This is a genomic window from Mycobacterium gastri (assembly GCF_002102175.1).
GTDB lineage: Bacteria > Actinomycetota > Actinomycetes > Mycobacteriales > Mycobacteriaceae > Mycobacterium > Mycobacterium gastri.
Map to the genome: position 1 here is coordinate 1 of NZ_LQOX01000049.1, position 25,912 is coordinate 25,912.

The window sequence follows — 25,912 nt, forward strand, 5'->3', positions numbered from 1 at the left end:
GCCCCGCCGGCCCCGCCGGTGGCGGTCGATGAGCTCCCGCCAGCCCCGCCGGCGCCGCCGGTGCCCCACAGCCCGGCGGCCCCGCCGTTACCGCCTTGTTGGCCTGCCGCGCCCGAGCCGCCGGCTCCACCGTCGCCGAGCAACCACCCGCCGGGGGCGCCATTTGCCCCGGTCCCCGGAGCCCCGGGTGCACCGTTGCCGATCAGCGGGCGCCCGGTAGCTGCGACGAACTGCGCGTTGATCGCATCGAGCAGACCTTGCAGGGGAGTGGCGGCAGCGGCCTCAGCGGCCGCATAGGACCCGGCACCGACGGTCAGGGTCTGCACAAACTGGGCATGAAACGCCGCCGCCGGCGCGCTTAGGACCTGATAGGCCTGGCCGTACGCCCCAAATAGCGTTGCGATGGCGACCGACACCTCATCCTCGGCGGCGGCCAGCACGGCGGTGGTCGGGGCGGCCGCGGTCGAGTTGGCCGCGCTGAGCGCCCAGCCGAGACTGGCCAAATCCGTTGCCGCCGAATCCAGCACCTCTGGCAGCACGATGACCAACGACATTCAGACCTCCCGACAGGTCCGAAAATCCGGTGTGCGCCTAATCATCACCGACGCCCCCGGGCAAGTCGCAGGGTATCAGTTTCGGGTCAACATCTTTTGGGTTCCACCAGGTTTCCACTGCTGGCCGACCAACACCCACCCGCCCGCAACGCTCACCGCAGGCCCAAGCCAAGGTCACCACCAACACCACACCGACGGCAACCTGCTACGCGGCTTCCACGGCCTACTCGACCACATCCAAAACGCCGCAACGTCACGCTAACGCGACCGTGGACGTCGAGCGTCACGCCAGAGCGGCAGCGACCCAAGCGACGCGCCGAGCGTGACGCCAGCGTCACGCTCGGCGTCGAGCGTGACGCTGGCGTCACATCGGAGGTGAAAGAAGCTCAGACGTCGGACGAGTAGCGGATGCCGCCGTCGGGAATGGAGACCCCGGGCCACACCCGGGCGCCGCGCAGCAGTTCGCAGCGCGCGCCGATGTCGGCGCCGTCGCCGATCACGCCGTCGCGGATCAGCGCGCGGGGCCCGATGCGGGCGCCGAAGCCGATGATCGATCGCTCGATCACGCTGCCGGCCTCCACCTTGACGCCGTCGAAGATGACCGCGCCGTCCAGCCGGGCACCGGGGCCGATCTCCGCGCCCCGCCCGACGACCGTGCCACCGATCAGCAGCGCCCCGGGCGAGATCGCCGCGCCGTCGTGCACCAGCTGCTCGCCGCGGTGACCGTGCAAGGCCGGTGAGGGCGCAATCCCGCGAACCAGGTCAGCCGACCCGCGTACGAAGTCTTCCGGTGTCCCCATGTCCCGCCAGTACGTGGCGTCGACATAGCCGCAAATCCTGACGTCGGAGTCGGCGAGCAATGCCGGAAAGACCTCGCGTTCCACCGAGACCTCGCGGCCCCGGGGAATCCGGTCGATGATCTCGCGCTTGAACACATAGCAACCGGCGTTGATCTGGTCAGTGGGCGGATCTTCGGTCTTCTCCAAAAATGCGGTGACCCGGCCGTCGGCGTCGGTGGGTACACAGCCGAATGCCCGCGGGTCACCCACCCGAACCAGGTGCAGGGTGACGTCTGCCTGGTTGGTGTCGTGGAAATCCAGCAGTTGGCCCAGGTCCGCCCCGGACAGGACGTCGCCGTTGAACACCATCACGGTGTCGTAGCGCAGCTTGTCAGCCACATTGGCGATGCCGCCCCCGGTGCCCAGTGGGCTCTCTTCGGTCACATAGCCAATCTGCAGGCCCAGCTTGGAACCGTCACCGAATTCGGCTTCGAACACCTCGGCCCGGTACGACGTGCTCAGGATGACGTGTTCGATCCCCGCCGCGGCGATGCGCGAGAGCAGATGACTCAGAAACGGCAACCCGGCTGTGGGGAGCATGGGTTTGGGCGCGGACAATGTCAGCGGCCGCAGCCTGGTGCCCTTGCCGCCGACCAGGATCACCGCATCGACTTGCCGACCTGCCACCTCAGTGCCGCCCTTCTACTAGTTTCCGGCGCGAACTGCGCACCATGAGACGAGAACGCACCGCCAGTGATCCCCGCAGCGTCCAGCGCAGCGGCGCACGCCACCAGCCGCCATGCCGATCCGCCAGGAATATGTAGGTGCTTTGGTGGTGCGCCGCGAGATGACGTGCCGGGTCGCGTCCGGTCGAGTGCCCCTTGTGGTGCAGGACTTCGGCCGACGGCACATAGACGCTGAGCCAACCGGCCTTGCCGAGCCGGTCGCCGAGGTCGACGTCCTCCATGTACATGAAGTAGCGCTCGTCAAACCCGCCGACCTGGGCGAAGGCCGAGCGCCGCAGCAGCAGACACGACCCCGACAGCCAACCGACCGCCCGTTCACTGGGCTCCAGGTGCTCCTGGCGGTAGGCCTTCGTCCACCGATTACCCGGCCACACCGGCCCGAGCACCGCGTGCATGCCGCCACGGATCAGGCTGGGCAGGTGGCGTGCCGACGGGTACACCGACCCGTCGGGATCGCGGATCAGCGGACCCAGCGCACCGGCGCGGGGCCAGCGCTCGGCGGCCCCCAGCAGGGCGTCGATGCTGCCCGGCCCCCATTGCACATCCGGGTTGGCCACGATCACCCAGTCGTCCAGCCAGTCCTCTCCGAGCCGGTCGAGCTGGGAAACGGTGAAGTTCACCGCGGTTCCGTAGCCGAGGTTGGCTCCCGTCGGCAGCAGCCGCACGTTGGGGTAGCGCTCGACGGCGGCCTGGGGCGTTCCGTCGGTGGAGCCGTTGTCGGCCAGCAACACCCTGACCGGACGCTCGGTTGCCAGCGACAACGACGCCAGGAACCGCTCCAGGTGAGGGCCCGGCGAATAGGTCACCGCGACGACCGGCAAGACGTCAGTCACGCGTAGAGGGTAACGGTCATGGCCTGGGATGTCCCGGGGCTGCGCCGCAAGCTGCCGCCAAGGCCGCGGTCAGCGCGCTGCGCCAGGGCCGCAGCGGGGTCAAGCCGGCCGCGGCCCAGGCCCGGCCACCCAACGCCGAGTAGCTCGGCCGCGGCGCGGGCCGCGGGAACCGGGCACTGCTGACCGGCCGCACCCGCTGGGTGTCGGCGCCGCATTCTTCGAACACCGCGCAAGCTTGGGCGAACCGGGTGACGGCACCCTGGTTGGCGGCGTGTAACACACCTCCGCCTACGTCCGCGCCGGCCACTTCCAGCAACGCCGCGGCCAGGTCGGCCACATAGGTCGGTGATCCAGTCTGGTCGCTGACCACGTCGATCGGGCCGTCACCGGCGGCCAGCCGGCGCATGACGGCCACGAAGTCCGTGCCGTCCCCGCCGGTGTAGACCCACGCGGTGCGCACCACGACGGCCTCCGGCAACGCCGCCAGCACCGCTTGTTCACCCGCGAGCTTGCTGCGGGCATACACACTCTGCGGCGCGGTTGCGTCGCCGGGCTCGTAGGGATGTGGGGGCGCGCCGCCGAAGTCGCCGTTGAACACGTAGTCGGTCGAGACGTGGATCAGCCGGGCACCCACACGCGCACAGGCACGCGCGAGGTTTTCCGGGCCGGTGGCGTTGACGGCGTAGGCGCGGGCCTCGTCGCTTTCGGCGGCGTCGACGTCGGTATAGGCAGCGCAATTGAGCACGATGTCGTGGCTTCGGACGATCCGGTCGGCCGCGCCCGGGTCGGTGATGTCCCACTGCGACGACGTCCGCGCCAGCACCTCGCGGTCCGCGAGGCCCGCCTGCGCAGCCACAACGCGGCCCAGCTGCCCGCCCGCACCGGTGATCAAGATCCTGCCCGACATGCGTTCGAGTCTGGCACGCCGAACCGCGCTACCCGGAATGCGGCTGTGACACAAGTAACCTACAGTGATGCCTGTGCAACGTGTGGTTCGTGCGGTGTGCACCGCATTGGCCGTCGCGGTCGTCCTCGGCACCGGATTGGCGTGGACCAACGTCCGCTCGTTCGAAGACGGCATCTTCCACATGTCCGCGCCCTCGCTGGGACATGGCGGCGACGACGGCGCGATCGACATCCTGCTGGTCGGCCTGGACAGCCGCACCGACGCCCACGGGAACCCGCTGTCCGCCGAGGAACTGGCGACGTTGCGGGCCGGCGACGAGGAAGCCACCAACACCGACACGATCATCCTGATCCGCATCCCCAACAACGGGAAGTCGGCCACCGCGATATCCATTCCGCGCGACTCCTACGTCCAGGCCCCCGGCCTGGGCAAGACCAAGATCAACGGCGTCTACGGCCAGACCCGGGAGGCCAAGCGCGCCGGACTGGTCCAGGCCGGCGCGTCGGCCGCCGAAGCCGCCGCGGCCGGCACCGAAGCCGGTCGCGAGGCGCTGATCAAAACGGTGGCCGAACTCACCGGCGTCACGGTCGACCACTACGCCGAGATCGGCCTGCTCGGTTTCGCGTTGATCGCCGACGCCCTCGGCGGCGTCGATGTCTGCCTCAAAGACCCTGTCTACGAACCGCTTTCGGGTGCCGACTTCCCGGCCGGGCGGCAGAAGCTCAACGGTCCGCAGGCGCTCAGCTTCGTCCGCCAGCGCCACGAGTTGCCGCGCGGCGACCTGGACCGGGTGGTACGCCAGCAGGCGGTGATGGCCTCGCTGGCCCACCGGGTCATCTCCGGCAAGACGCTGTCCAGCCCTGCCACGCTCAAGCGGCTGGAGCAGGCCGTGCAGCGCTCGGTGGTGCTGTCGTCGGGCTGGGACATCATGGACTTCGTCAAGCAGATGCAAAGCCTTTCCGGCGGCAACGTGGCCTTCGCCACCATCCCGGTGCTCGACGGCGCCGGTTGGAGCGACGACGGCATGCAGAGCGTGGTCCGGGTGGACCCGCACCAGGTGGCCGATTGGGTGGGCGGCCTGCTGCACGAGCAGGACGAGGGCAAGACCGAGCAGCTGGCGTACACACCGGCCAAGACCACCGCCGACGTGGCCAACGACACCGACATCAACGGATTGGCGGCGTCGGTATCAGAAGTCTTGAGCGCCAAGGGATTTGCTACCGGTTCGGTGGGCAACAACGACGGCGGCCACGTGAAGGGCAGCCAGGTGCGAGCCGCCAAGACCGACGACCTGGGCGCGCAGCAGGTCGCCAAGGAGCTGGGCGGGCTGCCGGTCGTCGCCGACTCCTCGATTCCGCCGGGCTTGGTCCGGGTGGTGCTGGCCAACGACTACACCGGACCGGGCTCGGGCCTCGGCGGCAACTCAATGGGGGGCACCATGACGCCGGCCCGCGCGTCAAATTCCGGGAATGCCGGCGCCTCGGACACCGCTCCCCCGCCGTCGCCGATCCTGACCGCCGGTTCCGACAAGCCGGAGTGCATCAACTGACCACGTTGTCCGGGGCGATCCTCGATCCGATGCTGCGGGCCGACCCGGTCGGCCCCCGCATCACCTACTACGACGACAGTGTTCGGGCCGCGGGCGAGCGCATCGAGCTGTCGGCGGTGACCCTGGCGAATTGGGCCGCCAAGACCGGGAACTTGTTGCGCGACGAGCTGGCCGCCGGGCCGGCCAGCCGGGTCGCGGTGTTGCTGCCGGCTCATTGGCAGACGGCGGCCGTGCTGTTCGGGGTGTGGTGGATCGGCGCCCAGGTGGTTCTCGAGGGCCCGGCCGACGTTGCCCTGTGCACCGCGGAACGGCTGGACGAGGCGGACTCGACCGTCGAGCCGGATGGCGAGGTGGCGGTGTTGTCCCTGGACCCGTTCGGCCGGCCGGCGCCCGACCTGCCGATCGGGGTCACCGACTACGCCACCGCGGTGCGGGTGCATGGCGACCAGATCATCGCCGAGCGCCACCCCGGGCCGGCGCTGGCCGGCCGATCGGTCGACCAGGTTCTGGCTGACTGCGAAACTTCAGCTGCGGCAAGGGGTTTGGTCTCAACCGACCGGGTGCTTTCGGTGCTGTCGGCTGCGTCGTGGACCAGTCCCGACGACGTGGTGGACGGACTGCTGGCGGTCCTGGCCGTGGGCGCGTCTCTCGTGCTGGTGGCCAACCCGGATCCGGGGGCGCTGCAGCGCAGGATCGAGACCGAAAAGGTCACCCGCGTCCTTTGATCCCAGGCGATTCGACGGCAAGTCCCCCCCGCCGATACATGTTGATATCGTGATATTTTGATGTTAGCGTCGTGGCCAACGACAGACCGGAAGGAAGGTACAGACTAATGGCGGCGTACGGAGTATTGGCGAAGGCGGCCACCTTGGTGGTCCACGGAGCCGTCGGGGTGGCAGCCTATGACCTGGTGCGCAGGGCCGCGAAGAAAGCGCCGGTGCATCAGGCGGCGGTCTCGGTGGCCGAGCTGGGCCTGCGCGGAACACGTAAGGCCGAGGAAGCCGCGGAGTCGGCCCGGCTGAAGATTTCCGACGTGATGGCCGAGGCTCGCGATCGTGTCGGCGAGGAGGCACCCACCCCTGCCGTCGGTCACCCCCACGACCATGACCACTGAGCTAGTCGAGATGACGCTGGCAATTCCTCAAGCAGTTCCTCACGAGGTGGTTTCCGATGCGGCCGGGCGCATGCGAGTCCACGTCGGCTGGGTCCGCGGTGATTCCCGCCGGGCGGTAGCGGTCGAAGAGGCCGTCGCCAAGCAGGACGGGGTGCGGGTGGTGCACGCCTATCCGCGCACCGGGTCGGTCGTGGTGTGGTACTCGCCGCGGCGCTGCGACCGTTCGGCGGTATTGCAGGCGATCAGCGACGCTCAGCAGGTCGCGGCCGAGTTCATTCCGGCCCGGGCTCCGCATTCGTCAGAGATTCGCAACGCCGACGTGCTGCGCATGGTCATCGGCGGCGCGGCGCTGGCCCTGCTCGGGGTGCGCCGCTACGTGTTCAAGAGGCCACCGCTGCTGGGGCCCAGCGGCCGCATGGTCGCCACCGGCGTCACCATCTTCACCGGTTACCCGTTCCTGCGCGGCGCACTGCGCTCGCTGCGCTCCGGCAAGGCGGGCACCGACGCGCTGGTCTCGGCGGCCACCGTCGCCAGCCTCATCCTGCGGGAGAACGTCGTCGCCCTCACCGTGTTGTGGCTGCTCAACATTGGCGAGTACCTGCAGGATCTGACCCTGCGGCGGACCCGGCGGGCGATTTCGGAGCTGCTGCGCGGCAACCAGGACACCGCCTGGATCCGCCTGGCCGACGGCGCCGAAGTGCAGGTTCCGATCGATAGCCTGCAGATCGGTGACGAGGTCGTCGTGCACGACCACATCGCCATCCCGGTCGACGGTGAGGTGCTCGACGGTGAGGCCATCGTCAACCAGTCGGCGATCACCGGGGAGAATCTGCCGGTCAGCGTCGTGGTCGGGACGCACGTGCACGCGGGTTCGGTGGTGGTGCGCGGGCGTCTGGTGGTGCGCGCCCAAGCCGTGGGCAACCAAACCACCATCGGGCGCATCATCACCAGAGTCGAAGAGGCGCAACAGGACCGGGCTCCAATCCAGACGGTCGGCGAGAATTTCTCCCGTCGCTTCGTGCCCACCTCGTTCATCGTCTCGGCCGTCACCTTGCTGATCACCGGGGATGTCCGGCGGGCGATGACCATGCTGTTGGTCGCCTGCCCCTGCGCGGTGGGCCTGTCCACCCCGACCGCGATCAGCGCGGCGATCGGCAACGGGGCCCGCCGCGGCATTCTGATCAAGGGCGGCTCGCACCTGGAACAGGCCGGCCGGGTCGACGCGATCGTGTTCGACAAGACCGGAACGCTGACCGTGGGACGGCCGGTGGTCACCAATATCATTGCCATGCACCAAGATTGGGAGCCCGAGCAGGTGCTGGCCTACGCCGCCAGCTCGGAGATCCACTCCCGTCACCCGCTGGCCGAGGCGGTGATCCGGTCTACCGAGGAGCGCCGCATCAGCATCCCGCCGCACGAGGAGTGCGAGGTGCTGGTCGGCCTGGGCATGCGGACCTGGGCCGACGGGCGAACCTTGCTACTGGGTAGCCCGTCGCTGTTGCGCTCGGAGAACGTCAAGGTCTCCAACACGGCGTCGGAATGGGTCGACACGCTGCGCCGCCAGGCGGAGACCCCGCTGCTGCTGGCCGTTGACGGCACGCTGGTCGGGCTGATCAGCCTGCGCGACGAGGTGCGGCCCGAGGCGGCCGACGTGCTGAAGAAGCTGCGCGACAACGGCGTTCGCCGCATCGTCATGCTCACCGGGGACCATCCGGACATCGCCAAGGTGGTCGCCGAGGAGTTGGGCATCGACGAGTGGCGCGCCGAGGTGATGCCCGAGGACAAGCTCGAGGTGGTGCGCGAGCTACAGGACGACGGTTACGTGGTCGGGATGGTGGGCGACGGCGTCAACGACGCCCCGGCGCTGGCCGCCGCCGACATCGGGATCGCAATGGGCCTGGCCGGAACAGACGTCGCCGTCGAGACCGCCGATGTGGCGCTGGCCAACGACGATCTGCATCGGCTGCTCGACGTGCGGGACCTGGGTGGGCGGGCAGTGGAAGTCGTCCGGCAGAACTACGGCATGTCCATCGCCGTCAACGCCGCCGGACTGCTGATCGGGGCCGGCGGCGCGCTGTCCCCGGTGCTGGCCGCCATCCTGCACAACGCGTCGTCGGTGGCGGTGGTGGCCAACAGCTCTCGATTGATCCGCTACCGCCTGGAGTGAGAACCCTCCACCGAGATTGCCATCATGGCTGCGGATCGGGCGCCTACCGCGACCCTGGCGGCAATCTCGCCACGCGTCACACCGAGCGAGTCAGCAGCCGCAGTCGTGACCCTGCCAGGACCGAATGCCCTGCCACACGGCGACGCCGGAGATGGCGAGCCCGATGACCGGGTCGACCCACCAGCCGCCGGGCCAGCCCGCCGTGATCGCCAGGCCCAGCAGCACCCCGGCGGCCTGGGCGGCGCACAGGTAGTTCTGGGTGCCTTCGCCTTCGGTGGCCCCCGATTTCAGGCGGGCGCCCAGCTTGTGGTTGGCCCAGCCGAGAACCGGCATCAGCACCAGGGCAATCGCCGTCAACGCAATGCCCAGCACCGAAGTTTCGGCGTGCTGGCGGCCGGCCAGGTGGTGCAAGGACTCGGCGGCAATGTAAGGGGCGGTCAGCCAGAACGACACCGCGACTCCGCGCTGCGCCCGCCGCTCGGCGGTCTGGGACAGGGTGCGGTCGCCGGTGAAGCGCCACAGCACCATGGCGCTGGCCAGACCCTCCGAGCCGCCGGCCAGAGCCCACCCGGTCAATGCCACGGATCGCACCGCCAAACCCTGCCATAACCCAATACCGCCCTCGATGAGCAGCGCGGCCAGGCTGACCCAGGCCAGCCGGCGCGCCCACACGACGTTGTGCCGCCATTCGGAGTCCCGCTCGACCGCCGGCGTCGCGGGCGTAACCCCGTGGCAGTGGTCGGTCTGCGAGATCCCGGTGTCCATCCCGACGATGTTAAAGGCAAGGCGGGCCCGGCGCCGGTTCGACCGGCCCACCGTGACCGAAGCGATGGTGATTACGCTGACTGACCAATAGCCTGCGGCCGTCGAGGAGATCGCAGATGGGGCGCACCGAGAACGACACCTGGGACCTGGCTTCCAGCGTGGGTGCCACGGCGACCATGGTGGCAGCCGGACGCGCCCGCGCCACCCGGGCCGCCCTGATCGACGACCCCTTCGCCGAGCCGCTGGTGCGCGCGGTCGGCATCGACTTCTTCGTAAGGTGGGCCAGCGGCGAACTTCGGTCCGACGACGTCGACCTGCCCGACGCCCCGTGGGGCATGCAGCGCATGACCGACCAGCAAGCGGCGCGCACCCGCTACATCGACGCGTTTTTCGCCGCGGCCCAACACGACGGGACGCCCGCGGGAATCCGCCAGGTCATCATCCTGGCCTCCGGGCTGGACACCCGCGGATACCGGCTGCCATGGGCGAGGGGAACGAAGGTCTTCGAGATCGACGTGCCGCAAGTCGTCGAATTCAAGACCACCGCACTGGCCACCCTCGGCGCCCTTCCGCGCGCCGACGTGCGCGGCGTCGCCGTCGATCTGCGTGATGACTGGCCGTCGGCGCTGCGACAGGCCGGGTTCCGGGCCGACCTGCCCACCGCATGGGCCGCCGAAGGACTTTTCGGTTACCTGCCGCCCGATGCCCAGGACCGGTTGCTGGACCACATCACCGCGCTCAGCGCCGACGGCAGCCGGCTGATCGCCGAGGTCTTTTTCAGCGCTGCGGCCAGCCGAGAGCTTTTCAGCGCCATCTACCAGCGCTGGTACCAGCACGGCCTGGACGTCGCGCTGGAAAGTCTGGGCTTCCCCGGCGAGCGCAACGATGTGGCGACGTACCTGGAAGAGCGCGGTTGGCAAGTGGTTCGCACGCCGCTGAATCAGCTGCTGGTCGACAACGGATTTGCGCCGGCCCCGGCCGGCCCTGCCGCCCCAGACACTCCCTTCGCCGAGAACTACTACTGCACGGCGGTGCTGCGCCGGCAGGCGGCCACACCTTAGGAAATCAGGGAAGGGTTCGCCGATGCCCAACGACAGACCTGTCAAGCCACTCGACGGGTTTCGGGTACTCGATTTCACCCAGAACGTCGCCGGTCCGCTGGCCGGACAGGTGCTGGCCGACCTAGGCGCCGAGGTGATCAAGATCGAGGCGCCCGGCGGTGAGGCGGCCCGCCAGATCACCGCGGTACTTCCCGGACGTCCGCCGCTGCCCACGTATTTTCTGCCCAACAACCGGGGTAAGAAGTCGGTGACAGTGGACTTGACCGCCGGCGCGGCCAGGCAACAGATACTGCGGCTCGCCGACACCGCCGACGTGGTGCTGGAAGGCTTTCGCCCGGGCGTCATGGAACGCATGGGCCTGGGTCCCGACGACTTGCGAGCCCGCAATCCGAAACTGATCTATGCGCGCCTCTCGGCGTTCGGCGGCAACGGCCCGCACGGCAACCGGCCGGGTGTCGACCTGATGGTCGCCGCCGAGGCCGGCATGACCACCGGGATGCCCACGCCGGACGGCAAACCGCAGATCATCCCGTTCCAACTGGTCGACAACGCCAGCGGCCACGTGCTGGCCCAAGCGGTGTTGGCGGCGCTGCTCAACCGCGAGCGCCACGGGGTGGCCGACACCGTCCGGGTGGCCATGTACGACGTCGCGGTGGGCCTGCAGGCCAACCAGCTGACCATGCACCTGAACAAGACCACCGGTGACCGGCCGAAACCCGATTCCGCGCCACAAGGCAAGCGGCGCAAGGGGGTCGGCTTTGCCACCCAGCCGTCGGACGCCTTCCGCGCCGCCGACGGATACCTGTTGATCAGCGCGTACGTACCCAAGCATTGGCAAAAACTGTGCCACCTCATCGGCCGGCCCGATCTGCTGGACGACGAGCGATTCATCGACCAGCGCGCGCGGGCGATCCACTACCACGAGTTGACCGGCGAGCTTCAGTCGGCACTGGCCGCCAAGACCGCCGCCGAATGGGTCGAGCTGCTGCAAGAGGGTGGCCTGATGGCCTGCCTTCCGTATACCTGGAAGCAGGTCGTCGACACCCCGCTGTTCGCCGAGAACGAGCTCGCCGTCGAAGTCGGCCGCGGGGCCGACGCCGTCACCGTGATCCGAACGCCGGCCCGCTATTCCAGCTTCAGCGCGGTGGTCGCCGATCCCCCGCCGGCCGTCGGCGAACACAACGACACGTTTCTGATCGAGCACTAAGTTCCGCCATCACGATCCATGGCCTTTCTTTGAGTTGCTCATGAATTGGTACTGCGTTTCGCCGGATTGCCGGACCAGCATGGAGGATCGATTTTGTCGTATTCCGCGGATTCATCCAGCTGTGCGCCAAGATCGACCATCCGTTCCGACATGCGGTGGACACTTGATCCCACGCGCCGCGGTCAAGCCGGATGAGGGTGCGCCAGCCTGCGGAAGCGGTCTGTCGCCGATGACCTTCTGACCGGTTCAGAGGAGCCACACCATGAACACCGCCGTCAAGAACTCCGACGTCGCGCCCGAAACCCGATCGTGGTCGATCCTGACCAACCTGCGGCACGACATTCCGGCATCGCTCGTCGTCTTCCTGGTCGCGCTGCCGCTGTCGCTGGGGATCGCGATCGCCTCGGGCGCTCCGCTGGTCGCCGGTCTGATTGCCGCGGTGGTAGGTGGCATTGTGGCCGGAGCCATGGGCGGGTCGTCGGTTCAGGTCAGCGGACCGGCTGCGGGTCTGACCGTGGTGGTCGCCGGGCTGATCGACCAGGTCGGCTGGCCGATGTTGGGCCTGATGACCATCGGGGCAGGTGCCCTGCAGATTGCCTTCGGCGTGAGCCGGATGGCCCGCGCGGCGCTTGCCATCGCCCCGGTGGTGGTACACGCCATGCTGGCGGGCATCGGCATCACCATCGCGTTGCAGCAGATTCACGTGCTGGTGGGTGGGTCGTCGCGGAGTTCGGCGTGGCAGAACATCGTGGCACTGCCCAACGGCCTCCTGAATCACGAACTGCACGAGGTGATCGTCGGCGGCACCGTCATCGCCATCTTGCTGTTCTGGTCGAAGCTTCCGTCCAAAGTGCGGATGGTTCCAGGCGCTCTGGTGGCCATCGTGGCGGCGACCGCGCTCGCACAGGTCACCGGACTGGACGTCGAGCGAGTTACGTTGTCCGGCAACTTTTTCGAGGCGATTAGCCTGCCGAATATCCCCGATATGTCCCCGGACGGCCGACCGTGGACCCAGGAGATCGGCGCCATCGCCGTCGGTGTCCTGACCATCGCCCTGATCGCCAGCGTCGAATCGCTGCTGTGCGCGGTGGGTGTCGACAAACTGCACAAGGGGCCGCGCACCAACTTCAACCGGGAAATGATCGGACAGGGCAGCGCGAACATGGTGTCCGGACTCCTCGGCGGCCTGCCCATCACCGGGGTTATCGTCCGCAGTTCGGCCAACGTGGCCGCCGGTGCCCGAACCCGGATGTCGGGGATATTGCACGGGGTATGGATCCTGCTGTTCGCATCGCTGTTCACCAACCTGGTGGAACTCATCCCCAAGGCCGCGCTGGCCGGTTTGCTCATCGTGATCGGCGTCCAGCTGATCACGTTGGCTCACATCCGATTGGCCTTGCGCACCGGCAATTTCGTCATCTACACGATCACCATCGTGTGTGTGGTATTCCTCAACCTACTCGAGGGTGTGGCTATCGGGCTTGCGGTGGCGATCCTGTTCCTGCTGGTCCGAGTGGTGCGCGCGCCAATCGAGGCCAAGCCGGTGGGGGAAGAGGCCAAGCACTGGCGGGTCGATATGGACGGCACACTGAGCTTCTTGCTCCTGCCGCGGCTGACCCATGTGCTCTCGACGCTGCCGCGGGGAAGCGATGTGACGCTGCACTTGGACGCGGATTACATCGATCACGCGGTGTCCGAGGCGATTTCGGACTGGAAAACCGCGCACGAGGCAACCGGCGGATCGGTCGCCATCATCGAGACGTCGCCGGCGAAGATGATCAGCGCGCACCACAGTCCGCCGAAACGTCACTTCGGGACCAGGTCGCTCCGGGATGTCGCGTGGCCGTCGCGGCGCGATAAGCATCCCGAGCGCGCTTCCATCCTGCACGGCGTCGAGGAGTACCACCGCAACGGCGCCAGCGCACTGCACCACCGGGTGCGCGCGCTGACGGATCCGCCGAACCCGGACACGTTGTTTCTCACCTGCGCCGACTCCCGGATCCTGCCGGACGTGCTCACCGCCAGCCGGCCCGGTGACCTCTACATCGTCCGCAACGTCGGCAACCTGGTGCCGACCGATCCCGCCGAACACTCGGTCGACGCCGCGCTCGACTATGCGGTAAACCAGCTCGACGTGAGTTCGGTTGTGGTGTGCGGACATTCGTCGTGCCACGCGCTGGAGGTGTTGCTGGAGCCGGCCAGTCCCCCGGGTCCCATGGGTCACTGGCTGCAACATGCACACGAGAGCCTGGCAGCATTCCGCGACAACCATCCGGCGCGGCTGAGCGCGGTGTCCAACGGCTTCACCGAAACCGACCAACTCGCGATCGTCAACGTGGCAGTGCAGGTGGAAAGGCTTGCCCGAAACCCGATCCTGGCCCCGGCGATGGCGTCCGGCACGGTACACATCGTCGGAATGTTCTTCGACCTCTCGACGGGCCGGGTGCACGAGGTGGACCGCAACGGCATCGTGTGCCTGGAAGAGCCGGCCGGCGCGCAATAGCGGGCATCAGAGCCTCAGCTTGACCGCCCGGTCGTTGCCGCGGTCGGCGACGTACACGTTCCCCGAGCCGTCGACCGCCACCGCCAAGGGGGTGTTGAGCCCGGTGAACGGCAGCACGGTCGCGGTGTTCGACCCGGTCGCCAGCTTCACCACATCGTTCTTGTTGTGCTCGGTGACATAGACGTTGCCGACAGTGTCCACGGCGATACCCCACGGCACGGAGAGTTCGCGGAACGGCAGCACGGCCTGGTTGTTGGACCCGGCGTCCAGCTTGACCACCCGGTTGTTGTCGGTGTCGGCGACATAGATGTTGCCGGCGCCGTCCACCGCCACACCATCGGGATTCTTCAGGCCGTCGAAAGGCAGCACGGTCTGGGTCTTGGCGCCCGCCGCCAGCTTCACCACCCTGCTGTTGCCGCGGTCGGCGACATACACACCGCCCTGCGCATCCACGGCGACCCCTTCGGGGTAATCGAGGCCGTCGAACGGCAGCACCGTCTGGCTGTTGGAGCCGGCGGGCAGCATCACCACCCGGTTGTTGAAATCGGTGACGTAGATTGCACCGGCGCCGTCCACCGCCAGGCCCTGAGGCTGGTAAAGCCCGTTGAACGGCAACACCGTCGCGGTGCTCGACCCGTTGGCCAGCTTCACCACCCGGCCATACATGCCCTCACTGGTGACGTAGACGTTGCCGGCGCTGTCCACCGCCACCCCGCCCGGCGAGAGCCGGAAGTCGATGCCCTTGAACGGCAGCACCGTCTGCCCGGACGCCGGCGTCGACGGGTGCGACGGCCGGGTCACCGCATACCCGACGGCGGCGACGACGAGCAGTGCGGCGGCGCCCACCAGGATCCACAGCGTGCGCTTGGAACGGGGCCGCGGCGCGCCCGGTGCGAAGTCGGGCGGCGCGCCCGGTGGTTGGCCGAACCCCGGTGGCCCGGCCGGACCCGCGGGCGGCGCGGGTCTGGGCCGGTCCCGCCAGCCGCCGGTGCCCGGACCCGGGGGCACCGGCGCAGCCATCGTCTCGGCGTGAGGCTGTGCCGGACGCAACGGGGTGTTGGCGGAGCCGGTAACGGCGTCCGGTGCGGTGTACGCCGGTCCACCGACTGGCGAGTGCGTGTCCTCGTCCAGCCGCCGCAAGATCGTGGTGGCCTGATCCTGCTCGGGTCCGCTCAGCGCTTGGTGGGCGGCGGCGGCCAGTTCGCCGGCGCTGCGGTAGCGCTCCACCGGATTCTTGGCCATGCCTTTGGCGATCACCGCGTCGAATGCCTGCGGCACCTGCCCGGGCCGCAATCTGCTGGGCTGCGGGGCGGGCTGGGTCAGATGCGCGCCGACGGCCCGTTCGATGCTGTCCGTGGGATACGGAGGTGACCCGGTCAAGCACTCGTTGAGCACACAGGCCAGCGAATAGATGTCGGCGAGATAGGTGACCTCGTCGCCGGTGAACCGCTCCGGAGCCATGTAGCTGTAGGTACCCATCGCGATCCCGGCCCGGGTCAGCCCCGGATCGGTGGCTGCACGCGCGATGCCGAAGTCCACGAGATAGGCGAAGTCGTTGCCGGTGATCAGGATGTTCTCCGGTTTGACGTCGCGGTGCGTCACCCCGGTGGTGTGGGCGGCGTCCAGCGCGGCGGCGATCTGGCGCACGATGGCCACCGCGCGTGCCGGACTCATCGGCCCGGACCGCTTCAACAGCGTGGCCAGGTCGGTGCCGTCGACCAGCCGCATCTCCAGGAACAGCTTGCCGTCGATCTCGCCGTAGTCGTGGATGGGCACCACGTGCGGCTCGGTCAGCCGTCCCGCGGCGTCCGCTTCGCGTTGCATCCGGGCACGAAACACCGGGTCGCCGGAGAATTCCGGCGAGATCAGCTTCAGGGCCACCACCCGGCGCTTACGGGTGTCCTCGGCCTCGTAGACCTCGCCCATCCCGCCGCGGCCCAGCAATCGCCTCAGCTCGTAGGGCCCGAACCGCTCCCCCGCCCGCGCATCGGTCACGGCCGAGCTCCCTTCACCGGATCACGAGATCGCATTGACCGCCTTCGCCAGCTTTGCCTGAAACGAGCTCGGCAGCGGAATGGATCCATACTGCTCCAGGCCGTCCTGACCCGGGCCGATCGCGGCCTGCATAAACGCCCTCACCGCCTTGCCCGTCGCCGCATCCGGGTATTTGGAGCACACGATCTCATAGGTCGCCAGCACGATCGGGTAGGCGCCGGACTGCGTCGGCTGGTAGAACGACGACGTATCCAGCACCAGGTCGTTGCCCTGCCCCTGGAAGCGCGCCCCGGCGATCGTCTTGCCGACGGAGTCGGTTGTGATCAGCACCGGGTCCGGGCCTGCCGAGGTGATGATGCCGGCCATGTGCAGCTGCTTGCCCACGGCGAATGACCACTCGTTGTAGGTGATCGACCCGTCGGTCGTCTCCAGCAGTGCCGACGTGCCGTTGTTGCCCGCGGCGCCGTCACCGACACCTCCGTGGAACGTCTCGCCGACGCCCTTGCCCCAGGCGCCGTCGGACGCACCGTCCAGATACTTCTGGAAGTTGGCCGTGGTCCCCGATTTGTCGCTGCGGAAGATGACGTGGATGGGCGTCGGCGGCAGATTGGTGTCGGAGTTGAGGGCCTTGATCGCGGGGTCATCCCATCGGGTGATGGTGCCGTTGAAGATCTTTGCGGTCGTCGGCCCGTCGAGATTCAGCCTGCTCACTCCGTTGACGTTGTAGGTCACCGCGATCGGGCCGAACACCGTCGGCAGATCCCACGCCGGCGAACCGCACCGGGCCGCGGCCCGGTCGGGCTGACCGGTCGACGGGTCCAACGGCACGTCGGAACCGGCGAGATCGGTCCGGTTGTTGACGAACTCCTCCACCCCGGCCCCGGAGCCGTTTGCGTTGTAGTCCAGCGTGTAACCGGGGCAGGCCCGAATGTAGGCGTAGACGAATTGCTCGATCGCATTCTGTTGCGCGGTGGAACCGGCGTCTTGGAGTTCCTTTTTTCCGCCGCAGTCGATCTTCGTGGCGCCGGTGTCGCTATGACCGCCGCATGCCGAGAAGACCAGCGCGGCCGCGGTCAGCACGCTCGCCAGAGCGCCGGGGCCACCAGGTCGGTTGGACGTCACGGAACTCCTCTATACCCACGTCGCCACAGGTCGCGAGCCGAGCCGGAACCACTCCTGCGAAACGTATGAACTGGTGAATAGGTAAACCTTCGCCGGTAAGCGGAAGGGTGACAAGGGGCATTCCGGAAAGGTCAGCGCAGCAACGCCCGTGACATCACCACGCGCTGGATCTGGTTGGTGCCCTCGTAGATCTGGGTGATCTTGGCGTCGCGCATCATTCGCTCGACCGGGAAGTCGACGGTGTAGCCGGCGCCGCCGAACAACTGGACCGCGTCGGTGGTGACCTCCATGGCGACGTCGGAGGCGAAGCATTTCGACGCCGCGGAAATAAAGCCCAGGTTCTGCTCACCGCGCTCGGCGCGTGCGGCAGCGGTGTAGACCATCAACCGGGCCGCCTCAACCTTCATCGCCATGTCGGCGAGCATGAATTGCACGGCCTGGAAGGTGCTGATCGACTCGCCGAACTGCTTGCGGTCCTTGGTGTAGGCGATGGCGGCGTCCAGCGCACCCTGGGCGATGCCCACGGCCTGGGCGCCGATGGTCGGGCGGGTGTGGTCCAGCGTGGCCAGCGCCGTCTTGAAACCGCTGCCCGGCTCGCCGATGATCCGGTCTCCCGGGATGCGGCAGTTCTCGAAGTACAGCTCGGTCGTGGGCGAACCCTTGATTCCGAGCTTGCGTTCCTTGGGACCGACGGTGAAGCCTTCGTCGTCCTTGTGCACCATGAACGCGGAGATGCCGTTGGCGCCCTTGTCGGGGTCGGTCACCGCCATCACCGTGTACCACGACGATTTGCCGCCGTTGGTGATCCAGCACTTGGCGCCGTTGAGAATCCAGTCGTGGCCGTCGGCCTTGGCGCGGGTGCGCATCGAGGCCGCGTCGCTGCCGGCCTCGCGCTCACTCAAGGCGTAGGAGGCCATCGCCGCGCCGTCCGCGACTTGCGGTAACACCTGCTTCTTCAACTCCTCGGAGCCGCGCAGGATCAGGCCCATGGTGCCCAGTTTGTTGACGGCGGGAATCAGCGATGCCGACGCGTCGACGCGGGCGACCTCCTCGATGACGATGCAGGCCGCCACCGAGTCGGCTCCCTGGCCGCCGTACTCCTCGGGCACGTGCACCGCGTTGAAGCCGGAGGCGTTGAGCGCATCCAGCGCCTCCTGCGGGAACCGGGAATTCTCGTCCACGTCCGCGGCGTGAGGAGCGATTTCCTTTTCCGCCAGCGCGCGAATCGCTGCCCGCAACTCCTGGTGCTCTTCGGGCAGCTGGAACACATCGAACGACGGATTTCCCGCCCAACCAGCCATCACGGCCTCCTTCTAGTCGCGGGTTAACTTACCCGCACGTTTCTGCAGTTCCGCATCCTTGGCCCGCACGGTCTCGGCCAGCCGGTCCTGGAATGCGATGATTCGCGCCCGCAACTGCAGGTCAGACGACCCCAGCATCCGCACCGCCAGCAGGCCGGCGTTGCGGGCCCCGCCGATGGACACCGTAGCCACCGGCACCCCGGCGGGCATCTGCACGATCGACAGCAGCGAGTCCAGGCCGTCGAGCCGGGCCAGCGGCACCGGCACCCCGATCACCGGCAGCGGCGTGGCGGAGGCGACCATACCGGGAAGGTGGGCGGCGCCGCCAGCGCCGGCGATGATGATCTCGATGCCGCGGTCGGCAGCACCGCGCGCATAGTCGAACATCACCGCCGGGGTGCGATGCGCCGACACCACCCGCACCTCGGTCGGGACGTCGAATTCGGCCAGCGCAGCGGCGGCATCAGCCATCACTGACCAGTCGCTGTCGCTGCCCATGATCACCGCGACCCGGGGCTGTTCGGTCATGCGGATCCCATCCGTCGCTCTCCCCCGCGAAGCGGGAGGTGGCCCCCACCTCATCGCACTTTCCTCTTTGCATCGTCGCCGGCGGCATGGTGATCCCATCCGTCAGTCCACTGTGCATGTGACAACCAATGCGCGGCAAGCTCGGCGCGTTCCCGCAGCTTTTGCAGGTCAGTGGGGTCGGCACCGAGGAAGTTGAGGTGCCCCACCTTACGGCCGGGCCGCTCGGCCTTGCCGTACAGGTGCACCTTGGAGTCGGGCATCCGCGCGAACAGGTGGTGCAGTCGCTCGTCGAGCGACATTGCCGGCGGGCGAGCGGCGCCGAGCACGTTGGCCATCACCGTCACCGGGACGATCGCGTCGGTGTCGCCGAGCGGATAGTCGAGCACCGCGCGCAGATGCTGCTCGAACTGACTGGTGCGCGACCCGTCCATGGTCCAGTGCCCGGAGTTGTGCGGCCGCATCGCGAGCTCGTTGACCAGCAGCGTGCCGTCGGTCGCCTCGAAGAGCTCGACGGCGAGCACCCCCACCACACCCAGTTCGGCGGCCAGCCGCAACGCCAGCTGCTGCGCGGCCGCGGCCGAGTCGCCGGTCAACCCCGGCGCGGGCGCGATCACCTGCACGCAGATGCCGTGGCGTTGCACCGTCTGGACCACCGGCCAGGCCGCGCCCTGGCCCAACGGTGAGCGCGCCACCAGCGCCGACAGTTCCCGTCGCAGCGCCAACCGCTCCTCGACGAGCACCGCAGCGCCGTTGGTCAGGTAGTCGCGCGCGATGTCGCGGGCATCGGCGAGATCGCGCGCCATGCGCACGCCCCGGCCGTCGTAGCCACCGCGAACGGCCTTGACCACCAGCGGTGCGTCCACCTGCCCGGCGAACGCGTCCAACGCGTCGAGGTCATCCAGCCGCTCGATGCCGGTGTAGCGCGGCACCGGGGCGCCCAGGGCCGCCAATTTCTCCCGCATCACGAGCTTGTCTTGGGCGTGCAACAGGGCCTGCGGCGGGGGCGCCACGTTGACGCCTTCGGCGACCAGCTTTTCCAGCAGCTCGGTCGGGACCTGTTCGTGGTCAAAGGTGAGCACGTGAGCCCCGGCCGCGACCCGGCGCAGGTCGTCGATGTCGGTGTGCGAGCCGATCACCACATCGGGAGTCACCTGTGCCGCCGACTCATCGGCCGAGGTGGCCAAGATGCGCAGGTTCTGACCCAGCGCGATGGCGGCCTGGTGGGTCATCCGGGCAAGCTGACCGCCGCCGACCATGGCGACCAGCGGGGCGCCTAAGGGCGCGGCGAGCGGGCTGCGGGAACTCGGCACGGCCATCATGGTGTCATGGCCCGCGACCGGCGTGTTTGACGGCCGCAGTACCAGATCGTTATGTACCATTTTGCGTCGATTTCGCGTCGATCCGTACACTGACGTGTTGTGTCCTTTGCCGATGCCACGATTGCGCGCCTTCCTGGGGTGGTTCAGCCCTATGCGCTGCGCCACCACGAGCTGATCAAATTCGCCATCGTCGGCGGCACCACATTCATCATCGACTCGGCAATTTTCTACACGCTGAAGCTGACGATTCTCGAGCCCAAGCCGGTAACGGCCAAGGTGATCGCCGGGATCGTCGCTGTCATCGCGTCCTACGTGCTGAACCGGGAATGGAGCTTCCGCGACCGCGGCGGCCGCGAACGCCACCACGAGGCGCTGCTGTTCTTCGCGTTCAGCGGCGTCGGGGTGCTGCTGAGCATGGCTCCGCTGTGGGTCTCCAGCTATGTCCTGCAGCTGCGGGTGCCAACGGTGTCGTTGACGGTGGAAAACATCGCCGACTTCGTCTCGGCCTACATCATCGGCAATCTGCTGCAGATGGCGTTCCGGTTCTGGGCGTTCCGGCGTTGGGTGTTCCCGGACGAATTCGCGCGCAACCCGGACAAGGCGCTGGAATCGGCGCTCACCGCCGGTGGAATCGCCGAGGTCTTGGAGGACACCCTCGAGGGCGGCAACGTCACCCTGCTGCGCGCTTGGCGCAGCAAGAGGAGCCGGACCGGCCGGTTGGCTCAGCTGGGTGCTTCCTCCGAGCCCAGGGTGTCGAAAACTTCGTGATACAGCAGCGCGTGCACTTCACGCAGGCGCGGAATGTCGGGGAATTCCAGCGGATCGTGTGACGCCGACTCGATGATCAGCGTCCCGGTGCGAAACATCCGTTCGGTAATCCGGTCACGAAACTCCACACTGTTGATCCGCGCCAACGGGATGTCGATACCGGTTCGGGTCAGCACGCCATGCCGAAACATCACCCGCCGGTTGGTGACGACGAAATGCGTGGTCAGCCAGCTCAGGAACGGCCACAGCGTGCCCCAGCCGACGATCACCAGCCAGATGCCCCAGATGACGCCGTGCAGGATGTTCTTGGTGAGCTGCGGCCACTGTGTCGAGTTGACGAACCCCGAACCCAGCGCGCCCAGCCCGCTGACCAGGATCAGCACCACCACCGGCCAAATCAGCCGTTTCCAGTGCGGGTGGCGATGCAGGACCACCTGCTCACCGGCGGCCATGGCGTTGTCCGGATACCTCATGGTGGCGACCTTAACTAACGCAGATGCACCACGTCACCGGCTGACACCAGCACGGGGTCACCCTCGGTGTCGACACAGAGCCGACCCTGGTCGTCGATGTCGCGCGCGACGCCGACGACGTCGTTGCCCCCGGGCAGCTGCACCCGCACCCGCGAACCGATGGTCAGGCTGTTGGCCCGGTAGTCGGCTGCCAACCGCGCGTCGGCGGCCTGCCACTGGGCGATCCTTGCCGCGAGGTCTCGTAACAGCAGGCGGATGAGCTGGTCCCGGTCGAGCGCCGGCACGCCGAGGTCCAACAGCGAAGTCGCTCCCGGGGCGGCGGCCTCCGCGGCGGATTGCGTGACGTTGAGCCCTAGGCCGATCACCGCGAACGGCTGCGCGACCTCGGCCAGGATGCCCGCCAGCTTGCCCATGGCTGCGGCAGATCCGGCCAGCACGTCGTTGGGCCACTTCAGGTGTGCTTCAATCCCGCCGGACTCGATCAGCGGGGCGACCGCGTCGATGACCGCCAGCCCTGTGGCCAGCGACAGCCAACCCCACGCGGCGGTCGCGACGCCGTCAATACGCACCCCGACGGACATGGTGATCTGCGCGCGCGGCGCGCCCGACCAGCCCCGGCCATGGCGTCCCCGCCCGGCGGTCTGATGTTCGGCGATCAACACCGCCCTGTCGATATCGACTCCGGAGGCCGCGCGCGCCAGCAGATCGGCGTTGGTGGAGCCGGTCTGCTCCACGACGTCGAGTTGGCGCCAACCAGAGCCGATCGCCGCGGCACGCAAGGCGGCGGCGTCTAGTGGCACCCTGAGTTGTTCGCGGTCCATCACCGCCCAGCCTAGAGACCCTTATGTGCGAGCCACAATTGTCACATCAGCCCCGCGCGAAGCACCATAATGCGAGTCGCAAAAGCGCTAGCGCCTGCGCTATCACTTTCCACACGATCGACCCGGATCACCGTCATTGTGCCGGCTCCCCGTGCACGCCGACGCTCGTCTGCGCCATCCGAGCAGCTCATCCGGTGTTCCACCGACTCTTAGCCGGGCGTCGGACCGGGCGCCGAGGAGCCTGCCGATACCATCGACTCCCATGACGAGCGTTACCGACCATACTGCCGAGCCCGCCGCCGAGCACACCATCGACATCCACACCACCGCGGGCAAGCTCGCGGAGCTGCACAAGCGTCGCGCAGAGTCCCTGCATCCGGTCGGTGAGACGGCCATCGAGAAGGTCCATGCCAAGGGCAAGCTGACGGCCCGGGAGCGCATCTACGCCCTCCTGGACGAGGACTCGTTCGTCGAGCTGGACGCGCTGGCCCGACACCGCAGCACCAACTTCGGCCTGGAGAACAACCGTCCGCTGGGTGACGGGGTGGTCACCGGCTACGGCACCATCGACGGCCGCGACGTCTGCATCTTCAGCCAGGACGCCACCGTGTTCGGCGGCAGCCTGGGCGAGGTGTACGGCGAGAAGATCGTCAAGGTGCAGGAACTGGCGGTCAAGACCGGCCGTCCGTTGATCGGCATCAACGACGGTGCCGGCGCGCGCATTCAGGAAGGCGTCGTCTCGCTGGGCCTCTACAGCCGGATTTTCCGCAACAACATCCTGGCCTCGGGCGTCATCCCGCAGATCTCGCTGATCATGGGCGCCGCCGCCGGCGGGCACGTGTACTCCCCCGCGCTGACCGACTTCGTGATCATGGTGGACCAGACCAGCCAGATGTTCATCACCGGACCCGATGTCATCAAGACCGTCACCGGCGAGGACGTCACCATGGAGGAACTCGGCGGTGGCCACACCCACATGGTCAAATCCGGCACCGCGCACTATGTCGCGTCCGGCGAACACGACGCGTTCGACTACGTTCGCGAGCTGCTGAGCTACCTGCCGCCCAACAACTTCACCGACCCGCCGCGCTACCAGACGGAGGCCCCGGCAGGGCCGGTAGAAGACAACCTCACCGACGAGGACCTCGAGCTGGACACGCTGATCCCCGACTCCCCGAACCAGCCCTACGACATGCACGAGGTCGTCACTCGCATCCTCGACGAGGACGAGTTCCTGGAGATCCAGGCCGGCTACGCGCAGAACATCATCGTCGGGTTCGGGCGCATCGAGGGCCGGCCGGTGGGCATCGTCGCCAACCAGCCCACCCAGTTCGCCGGCTGCCTGGACATCAACGCCTCGGAGAAGGCGGCCCGCTTCGTGCGGACCTGCGACTGCTTCAACATCCCCATCGTGATGTTCGTCGACGTTCCGGGCTTCTTGCCCGGCACCGACCAGGAATACAACGGCATCATCCGCCGCGGCGCCAAGCTGCTCTACGCCTACGGCGAGGCGACCGTCCCGAAGATCACCGTCATCACCCGCAAGGCCTACGGCGGCGCGTACTGCGTGATGGGCTCCAAAGACATGGGCTGCGACGTCAACCTGGCCTGGCCGACCGCGCAGATCGCGGTGATGGGCGCTTCCGGCGCCGTCGGCTTCGTCTACCGCCAGCAGCTTGTCGAGGCCGCCAAGAATGGCGAGGACGTTGACGCGCTGCGGCTACAACTGCAGCAGGAATACGAGGACACGTTGGTCAACCCGTATATTGCCGCTGAGCGCGGGTACGTCGACGCGGTGATCCCGCCGTCGTACACCCGCGGCTACGTCGGTACGGCGCTGCGGCTGCTGGAACGCAAGATCGCGCAGCAGCCGCCGAAGAAGCACGGGAACATTCCCCTGTGAGTCGAGTGAGCGGAGCGAGCGCAGCGAGCGACGGGAACGAGACGAACAATCAGACCACCGTGAGTCGAGTGAGCGGAGCGAGCGCAGCGAGCGACGGGAACGAGACGAACAATCAAGCCACCGTGAGTCGAGTGAGCGGAGCGAGCGCAATGAATGAGCGCAACGAGACGAGCGAAACCAGCACCACCGACCGCGCACCTCACCCGCACGAACCCCACATCGAGATCGTCAAAGGCCACCCCACCGATCAGGAGTTGGCGGCACTGATCGCCGTGCTGGGCAGCGTCAGCAGTGCGCCGCCGGCACCGGAAACGGAGCCCACTCGATGGGGCTTGCCGGTCGACAAACTGCGGTTCCCCGTCTTCAGCTGGCAACGGATCACGCTGCAGGAAATGCTGCACATGCGTCGATGACCCGGTTGGTGCTCGGGTCCGCATCCCCCGGCCGGCTCAAGGTGCTTCGCCAGGCCGGCGTCGAGCCGCTAGTCGTGGTCTCCGATGTCGACGAGGATGCGATCACCACCACGTTGGGCCCAGATCTCGCACCCGGCGCCGCGGTGCGTGCACTGGCCCGAGCCAAGGCCGAGCAGGTCGCTGGGGCTGTGGACCGCTCGCTCGCAAGCGATTGCGTTGTCGTGGGCTGTGATTCGATGCTGCAGCTGGATGGCAAGTTATGCGGCAAGCCCCAATCTGTCGCCAGCGCGCGGCAACAATGGCAGTCAATGGCCGGACGCGCCGGACAACTTTATACCGGCCACTGCGTTATCCGCCTGCAAGGCAACAAAATTACTCACAATATCGGTGAAACAGCAATCACCACAGTGCATTTCGGGAATCCCTCACGCGAGGACCTTGAAGCCTACCTGGCAAGCGGCGAGCCGCAATGGGTCGCGGGCGGCTTCACCCTCGACGGCCTGGGCGGTTGGTTTGTCGACCGGATCGAGGGCGATCCGTCAAATGTGATCGGTGTGAGCTTGCCATTACTGCGCTCACTGTTGCCGCGGGTTGGGCTGTCGGTCGCCACATTATGGGCGGCCAATCCGCCTTCCTGAGGCGTGGGCATCCGCCGAGACGTCGGCATTGCCTTGCTATTGCATACTGCAACTTTTGCATGCACCATTACTTGCCATCGGCGACTATAGACCTAGTTGCGCGGGCGCTGCTGGCGTCAGCGCGCGCCAGGGTGCGCCTTGTCGAGTGAATCTTGCGAACGATGGCTTAGGGAGATCGGGTGCGTGTAGGCCGCTCAACGATGACAAGCTACCAATGATGGTTTGCTGATGATGGAAACGGCATAGCCGGTGGCTCAATCTCGCCTAGCGGAAACTGATCCGCCTAAGGTGCCTGAGCAAACCGTTCTGGACGGCTGGAGCAACCGCGCCGCGTTGACGTGTCCCGTATCCCAGTCGTCATCGATCCCGCAGTTGTTTGCTGCGCAGGTAGCGCGCACGCCGGGGGGGCCGGCGTTGACGTGTAACGGTGTCACGTTGAGCTACCG

General features: G+C 67.6%; 23 protein-coding genes. 11 read left to right on the forward strand and 12 right to left on the reverse strand.

Annotated features, from left to right (window positions below; all coding sequences use genetic code 11):
* The 4 genes from AWC07_RS03510 to rfbD form a co-directional block, all read right to left on the reverse strand.
* The coding region (locus AWC07_RS03510) for a PE family protein (protein WP_139829518.1) at positions 1–554 on the reverse strand (554 nt) is incomplete at its 3' end.
* Positions 555–940: 386 nt separating this feature from the next.
* A complete protein-coding gene (gene manB, locus AWC07_RS03515) occupies positions 941–2,020 on the reverse strand; it encodes a mannose-1-phosphate guanylyltransferase (RefSeq protein ID WP_036413219.1) in 1,080 nt (359 codons plus the stop codon).
* A 1-nt stretch (position 2,021) separates the two neighbouring features.
* Complete coding sequence (locus AWC07_RS03520; protein ID WP_036413221.1) at positions 2,022–2,912, reverse strand: glycosyltransferase family 2 protein; 891 nt, start codon at positions 2,910–2,912, stop codon at positions 2,022–2,024.
* 16 nt (positions 2,913–2,928) lie between these two features.
* Positions 2,929–3,819 carry a dTDP-4-dehydrorhamnose reductase gene (gene rfbD / locus AWC07_RS03525; RefSeq protein WP_036413222.1) on the reverse strand — a complete coding sequence of 297 codons (891 nt, stop codon included), beginning with the start codon at positions 3,817–3,819 and terminating at the stop codon, positions 2,929–2,931.
* A gap of 67 nt (positions 3,820–3,886) precedes the next feature.
* Between rfbD and AWC07_RS03530 the strand changes: the two genes are divergently transcribed.
* The 4 genes from AWC07_RS03530 to ctpC all read left to right on the forward strand — a co-directional run bounded on the left by AWC07_RS03530 (position 3,887) and on the right by ctpC (position 8,649).
* Positions 3,887–5,368 carry an LCP family protein gene (locus AWC07_RS03530; protein ID WP_085104954.1) on the forward strand — a complete coding sequence of 494 codons (1,482 nt, stop codon included), beginning with the start codon at positions 3,887–3,889 and terminating at the stop codon, positions 5,366–5,368.
* On the forward strand, positions 5,356–6,093 hold the full coding sequence (locus AWC07_RS03535) for a TIGR03089 family protein (RefSeq protein WP_208622349.1): 738 nt from the start codon (positions 5,356–5,358) through the stop codon (positions 6,091–6,093). Before AWC07_RS03530 ends, AWC07_RS03535 begins: the two co-directional genes overlap by 13 nt.
* Before the next feature lie 107 nt (positions 6,094–6,200).
* Positions 6,201–6,482 carry a DUF1490 family protein gene (locus AWC07_RS03540; RefSeq protein ID WP_036416360.1) on the forward strand — a complete coding sequence of 94 codons (282 nt, stop codon included), beginning with the start codon at positions 6,201–6,203 and terminating at the stop codon, positions 6,480–6,482.
* A gap of 10 nt (positions 6,483–6,492) precedes the next feature.
* Positions 6,493–8,649 carry a manganese-exporting P-type ATPase CtpC gene (gene ctpC, locus AWC07_RS03545; RefSeq protein WP_036416370.1) on the forward strand — a complete coding sequence of 719 codons (2,157 nt, stop codon included), beginning with the start codon at positions 6,493–6,495 and terminating at the stop codon, positions 8,647–8,649.
* A gap of 90 nt (positions 8,650–8,739) precedes the next feature.
* Here the strand turns inward: ctpC and AWC07_RS03550 are convergent, their stop codons facing one another.
* Positions 8,740–9,414, reverse strand: coding sequence for a cation efflux transmembrane domain-containing protein (locus tag AWC07_RS03550; protein WP_036416362.1), 675 nt, complete (start codon positions 9,412–9,414; stop codon positions 8,740–8,742).
* Positions 9,415–9,530: 116 nt separating this feature from the next.
* On the opposite strand from AWC07_RS03550, the gene AWC07_RS03555 reads away from it, so the two are divergent.
* From AWC07_RS03555 to AWC07_RS03565, 3 genes are all read left to right on the forward strand, one after another.
* Positions 9,531–10,475, forward strand: a complete 945-nt coding sequence (locus AWC07_RS03555) for a class I SAM-dependent methyltransferase (protein ID WP_036416364.1) — start codon at positions 9,531–9,533, stop codon at positions 10,473–10,475.
* A 22-nt stretch (positions 10,476–10,497) separates the two neighbouring features.
* The gene (locus AWC07_RS03560) at positions 10,498–11,682 is read left to right on the forward strand and encodes a CoA transferase (protein ID WP_036416366.1); all 1,185 of its coding nucleotides are present in this window, start codon (positions 10,498–10,500) and stop codon (positions 11,680–11,682) included.
* Between the two features lie 262 nt (positions 11,683–11,944).
* Entirely contained in the window at positions 11,945–14,185 is a 2,241-nt protein-coding gene (locus tag AWC07_RS03565) for a SulP family inorganic anion transporter (protein WP_036416368.1), read from the forward strand.
* 6 nt (positions 14,186–14,191) lie between these two features.
* Here the strand turns inward: AWC07_RS03565 and AWC07_RS03570 are convergent, their stop codons facing one another.
* The 5 genes from AWC07_RS03570 to AWC07_RS03590 form a co-directional block, all read right to left on the reverse strand.
* Positions 14,192–16,180 carry a serine/threonine-protein kinase PknD gene (locus AWC07_RS03570; protein WP_036415341.1) on the reverse strand — a complete coding sequence of 663 codons (1,989 nt, stop codon included), beginning with the start codon at positions 16,178–16,180 and terminating at the stop codon, positions 14,192–14,194.
* A 21-nt stretch (positions 16,181–16,201) separates the two neighbouring features.
* Positions 16,202–17,302, reverse strand: a complete 1,101-nt coding sequence (pstS, locus tag AWC07_RS03575; protein WP_139829519.1) for a phosphate ABC transporter substrate-binding protein PstS — start codon at positions 17,300–17,302, stop codon at positions 16,202–16,204.
* A 131-nt stretch (positions 17,303–17,433) separates the two neighbouring features.
* A complete protein-coding gene (locus AWC07_RS03580) occupies positions 17,434–18,603 on the reverse strand; it encodes an acyl-CoA dehydrogenase (protein WP_036415335.1) in 1,170 nt (389 codons plus the stop codon).
* Between the two features lie 12 nt (positions 18,604–18,615).
* Positions 18,616–19,131: a 5-(carboxyamino)imidazole ribonucleotide mutase gene (gene purE / locus AWC07_RS03585; RefSeq protein ID WP_036415332.1), complete on the reverse strand. Its 516-nt coding sequence runs from the start codon at positions 19,129–19,131 to the stop codon at positions 18,616–18,618.
* Positions 19,132–19,181: 50 nt separating this feature from the next.
* Positions 19,182–20,450: a 5-(carboxyamino)imidazole ribonucleotide synthase gene (locus AWC07_RS03590; protein ID WP_036410112.1), complete on the reverse strand. Its 1,269-nt coding sequence runs from the start codon at positions 20,448–20,450 to the stop codon at positions 19,182–19,184.
* A 99-nt stretch (positions 20,451–20,549) separates the two neighbouring features.
* Between AWC07_RS03590 and AWC07_RS03595 the strand changes: the two genes are divergently transcribed.
* A complete protein-coding gene (locus tag AWC07_RS03595) occupies positions 20,550–21,218 on the forward strand; it encodes a GtrA family protein (protein ID WP_036410106.1) in 669 nt (222 codons plus the stop codon).
* Here AWC07_RS03595 and AWC07_RS03600 read toward each other — a convergent pair.
* Together AWC07_RS03600 and AWC07_RS03605 are read right to left on the reverse strand one after the other, a co-directional pair.
* Positions 21,173–21,691, reverse strand: a complete 519-nt coding sequence (locus AWC07_RS03600) for a PH domain-containing protein (protein WP_036410107.1) — start codon at positions 21,689–21,691, stop codon at positions 21,173–21,175. The two genes, AWC07_RS03595 and AWC07_RS03600, sit on opposite strands and share 46 nt — an antisense overlap.
* Positions 21,692–21,705: 14 nt before the next feature.
* A complete protein-coding gene (locus AWC07_RS03605) occupies positions 21,706–22,515 on the reverse strand; it encodes a biotin--[acetyl-CoA-carboxylase] ligase (protein WP_036410108.1) in 810 nt (269 codons plus the stop codon).
* 259 nt (positions 22,516–22,774) lie between these two features.
* Between AWC07_RS03605 and AWC07_RS03610 the strand changes: the two genes are divergently transcribed.
* Genes AWC07_RS03610 through AWC07_RS03620 form a run of 3 tightly spaced genes read left to right on the forward strand, consistent with a single transcriptional unit; the run spans position 22,775 to position 25,466 of the window.
* Entirely contained in the window at positions 22,775–24,415 is a 1,641-nt protein-coding gene (locus AWC07_RS03610) for an acyl-CoA carboxylase subunit beta (protein WP_036410109.1), read from the forward strand.
* Positions 24,412–24,828: an acyl-CoA carboxylase subunit epsilon gene (locus AWC07_RS03615; RefSeq protein ID WP_085104955.1), complete on the forward strand. Its 417-nt coding sequence runs from the start codon at positions 24,412–24,414 to the stop codon at positions 24,826–24,828. The genes AWC07_RS03610 and AWC07_RS03615 overlap by 4 nt, the downstream gene beginning before the upstream one ends.
* A complete protein-coding gene (locus AWC07_RS03620) occupies positions 24,825–25,466 on the forward strand; it encodes a Maf family protein (RefSeq protein ID WP_036410110.1) in 642 nt (213 codons plus the stop codon). Before AWC07_RS03615 ends, AWC07_RS03620 begins: the two co-directional genes overlap by 4 nt.
* Positions 25,467–25,912 lie beyond the last annotated feature (446 nt).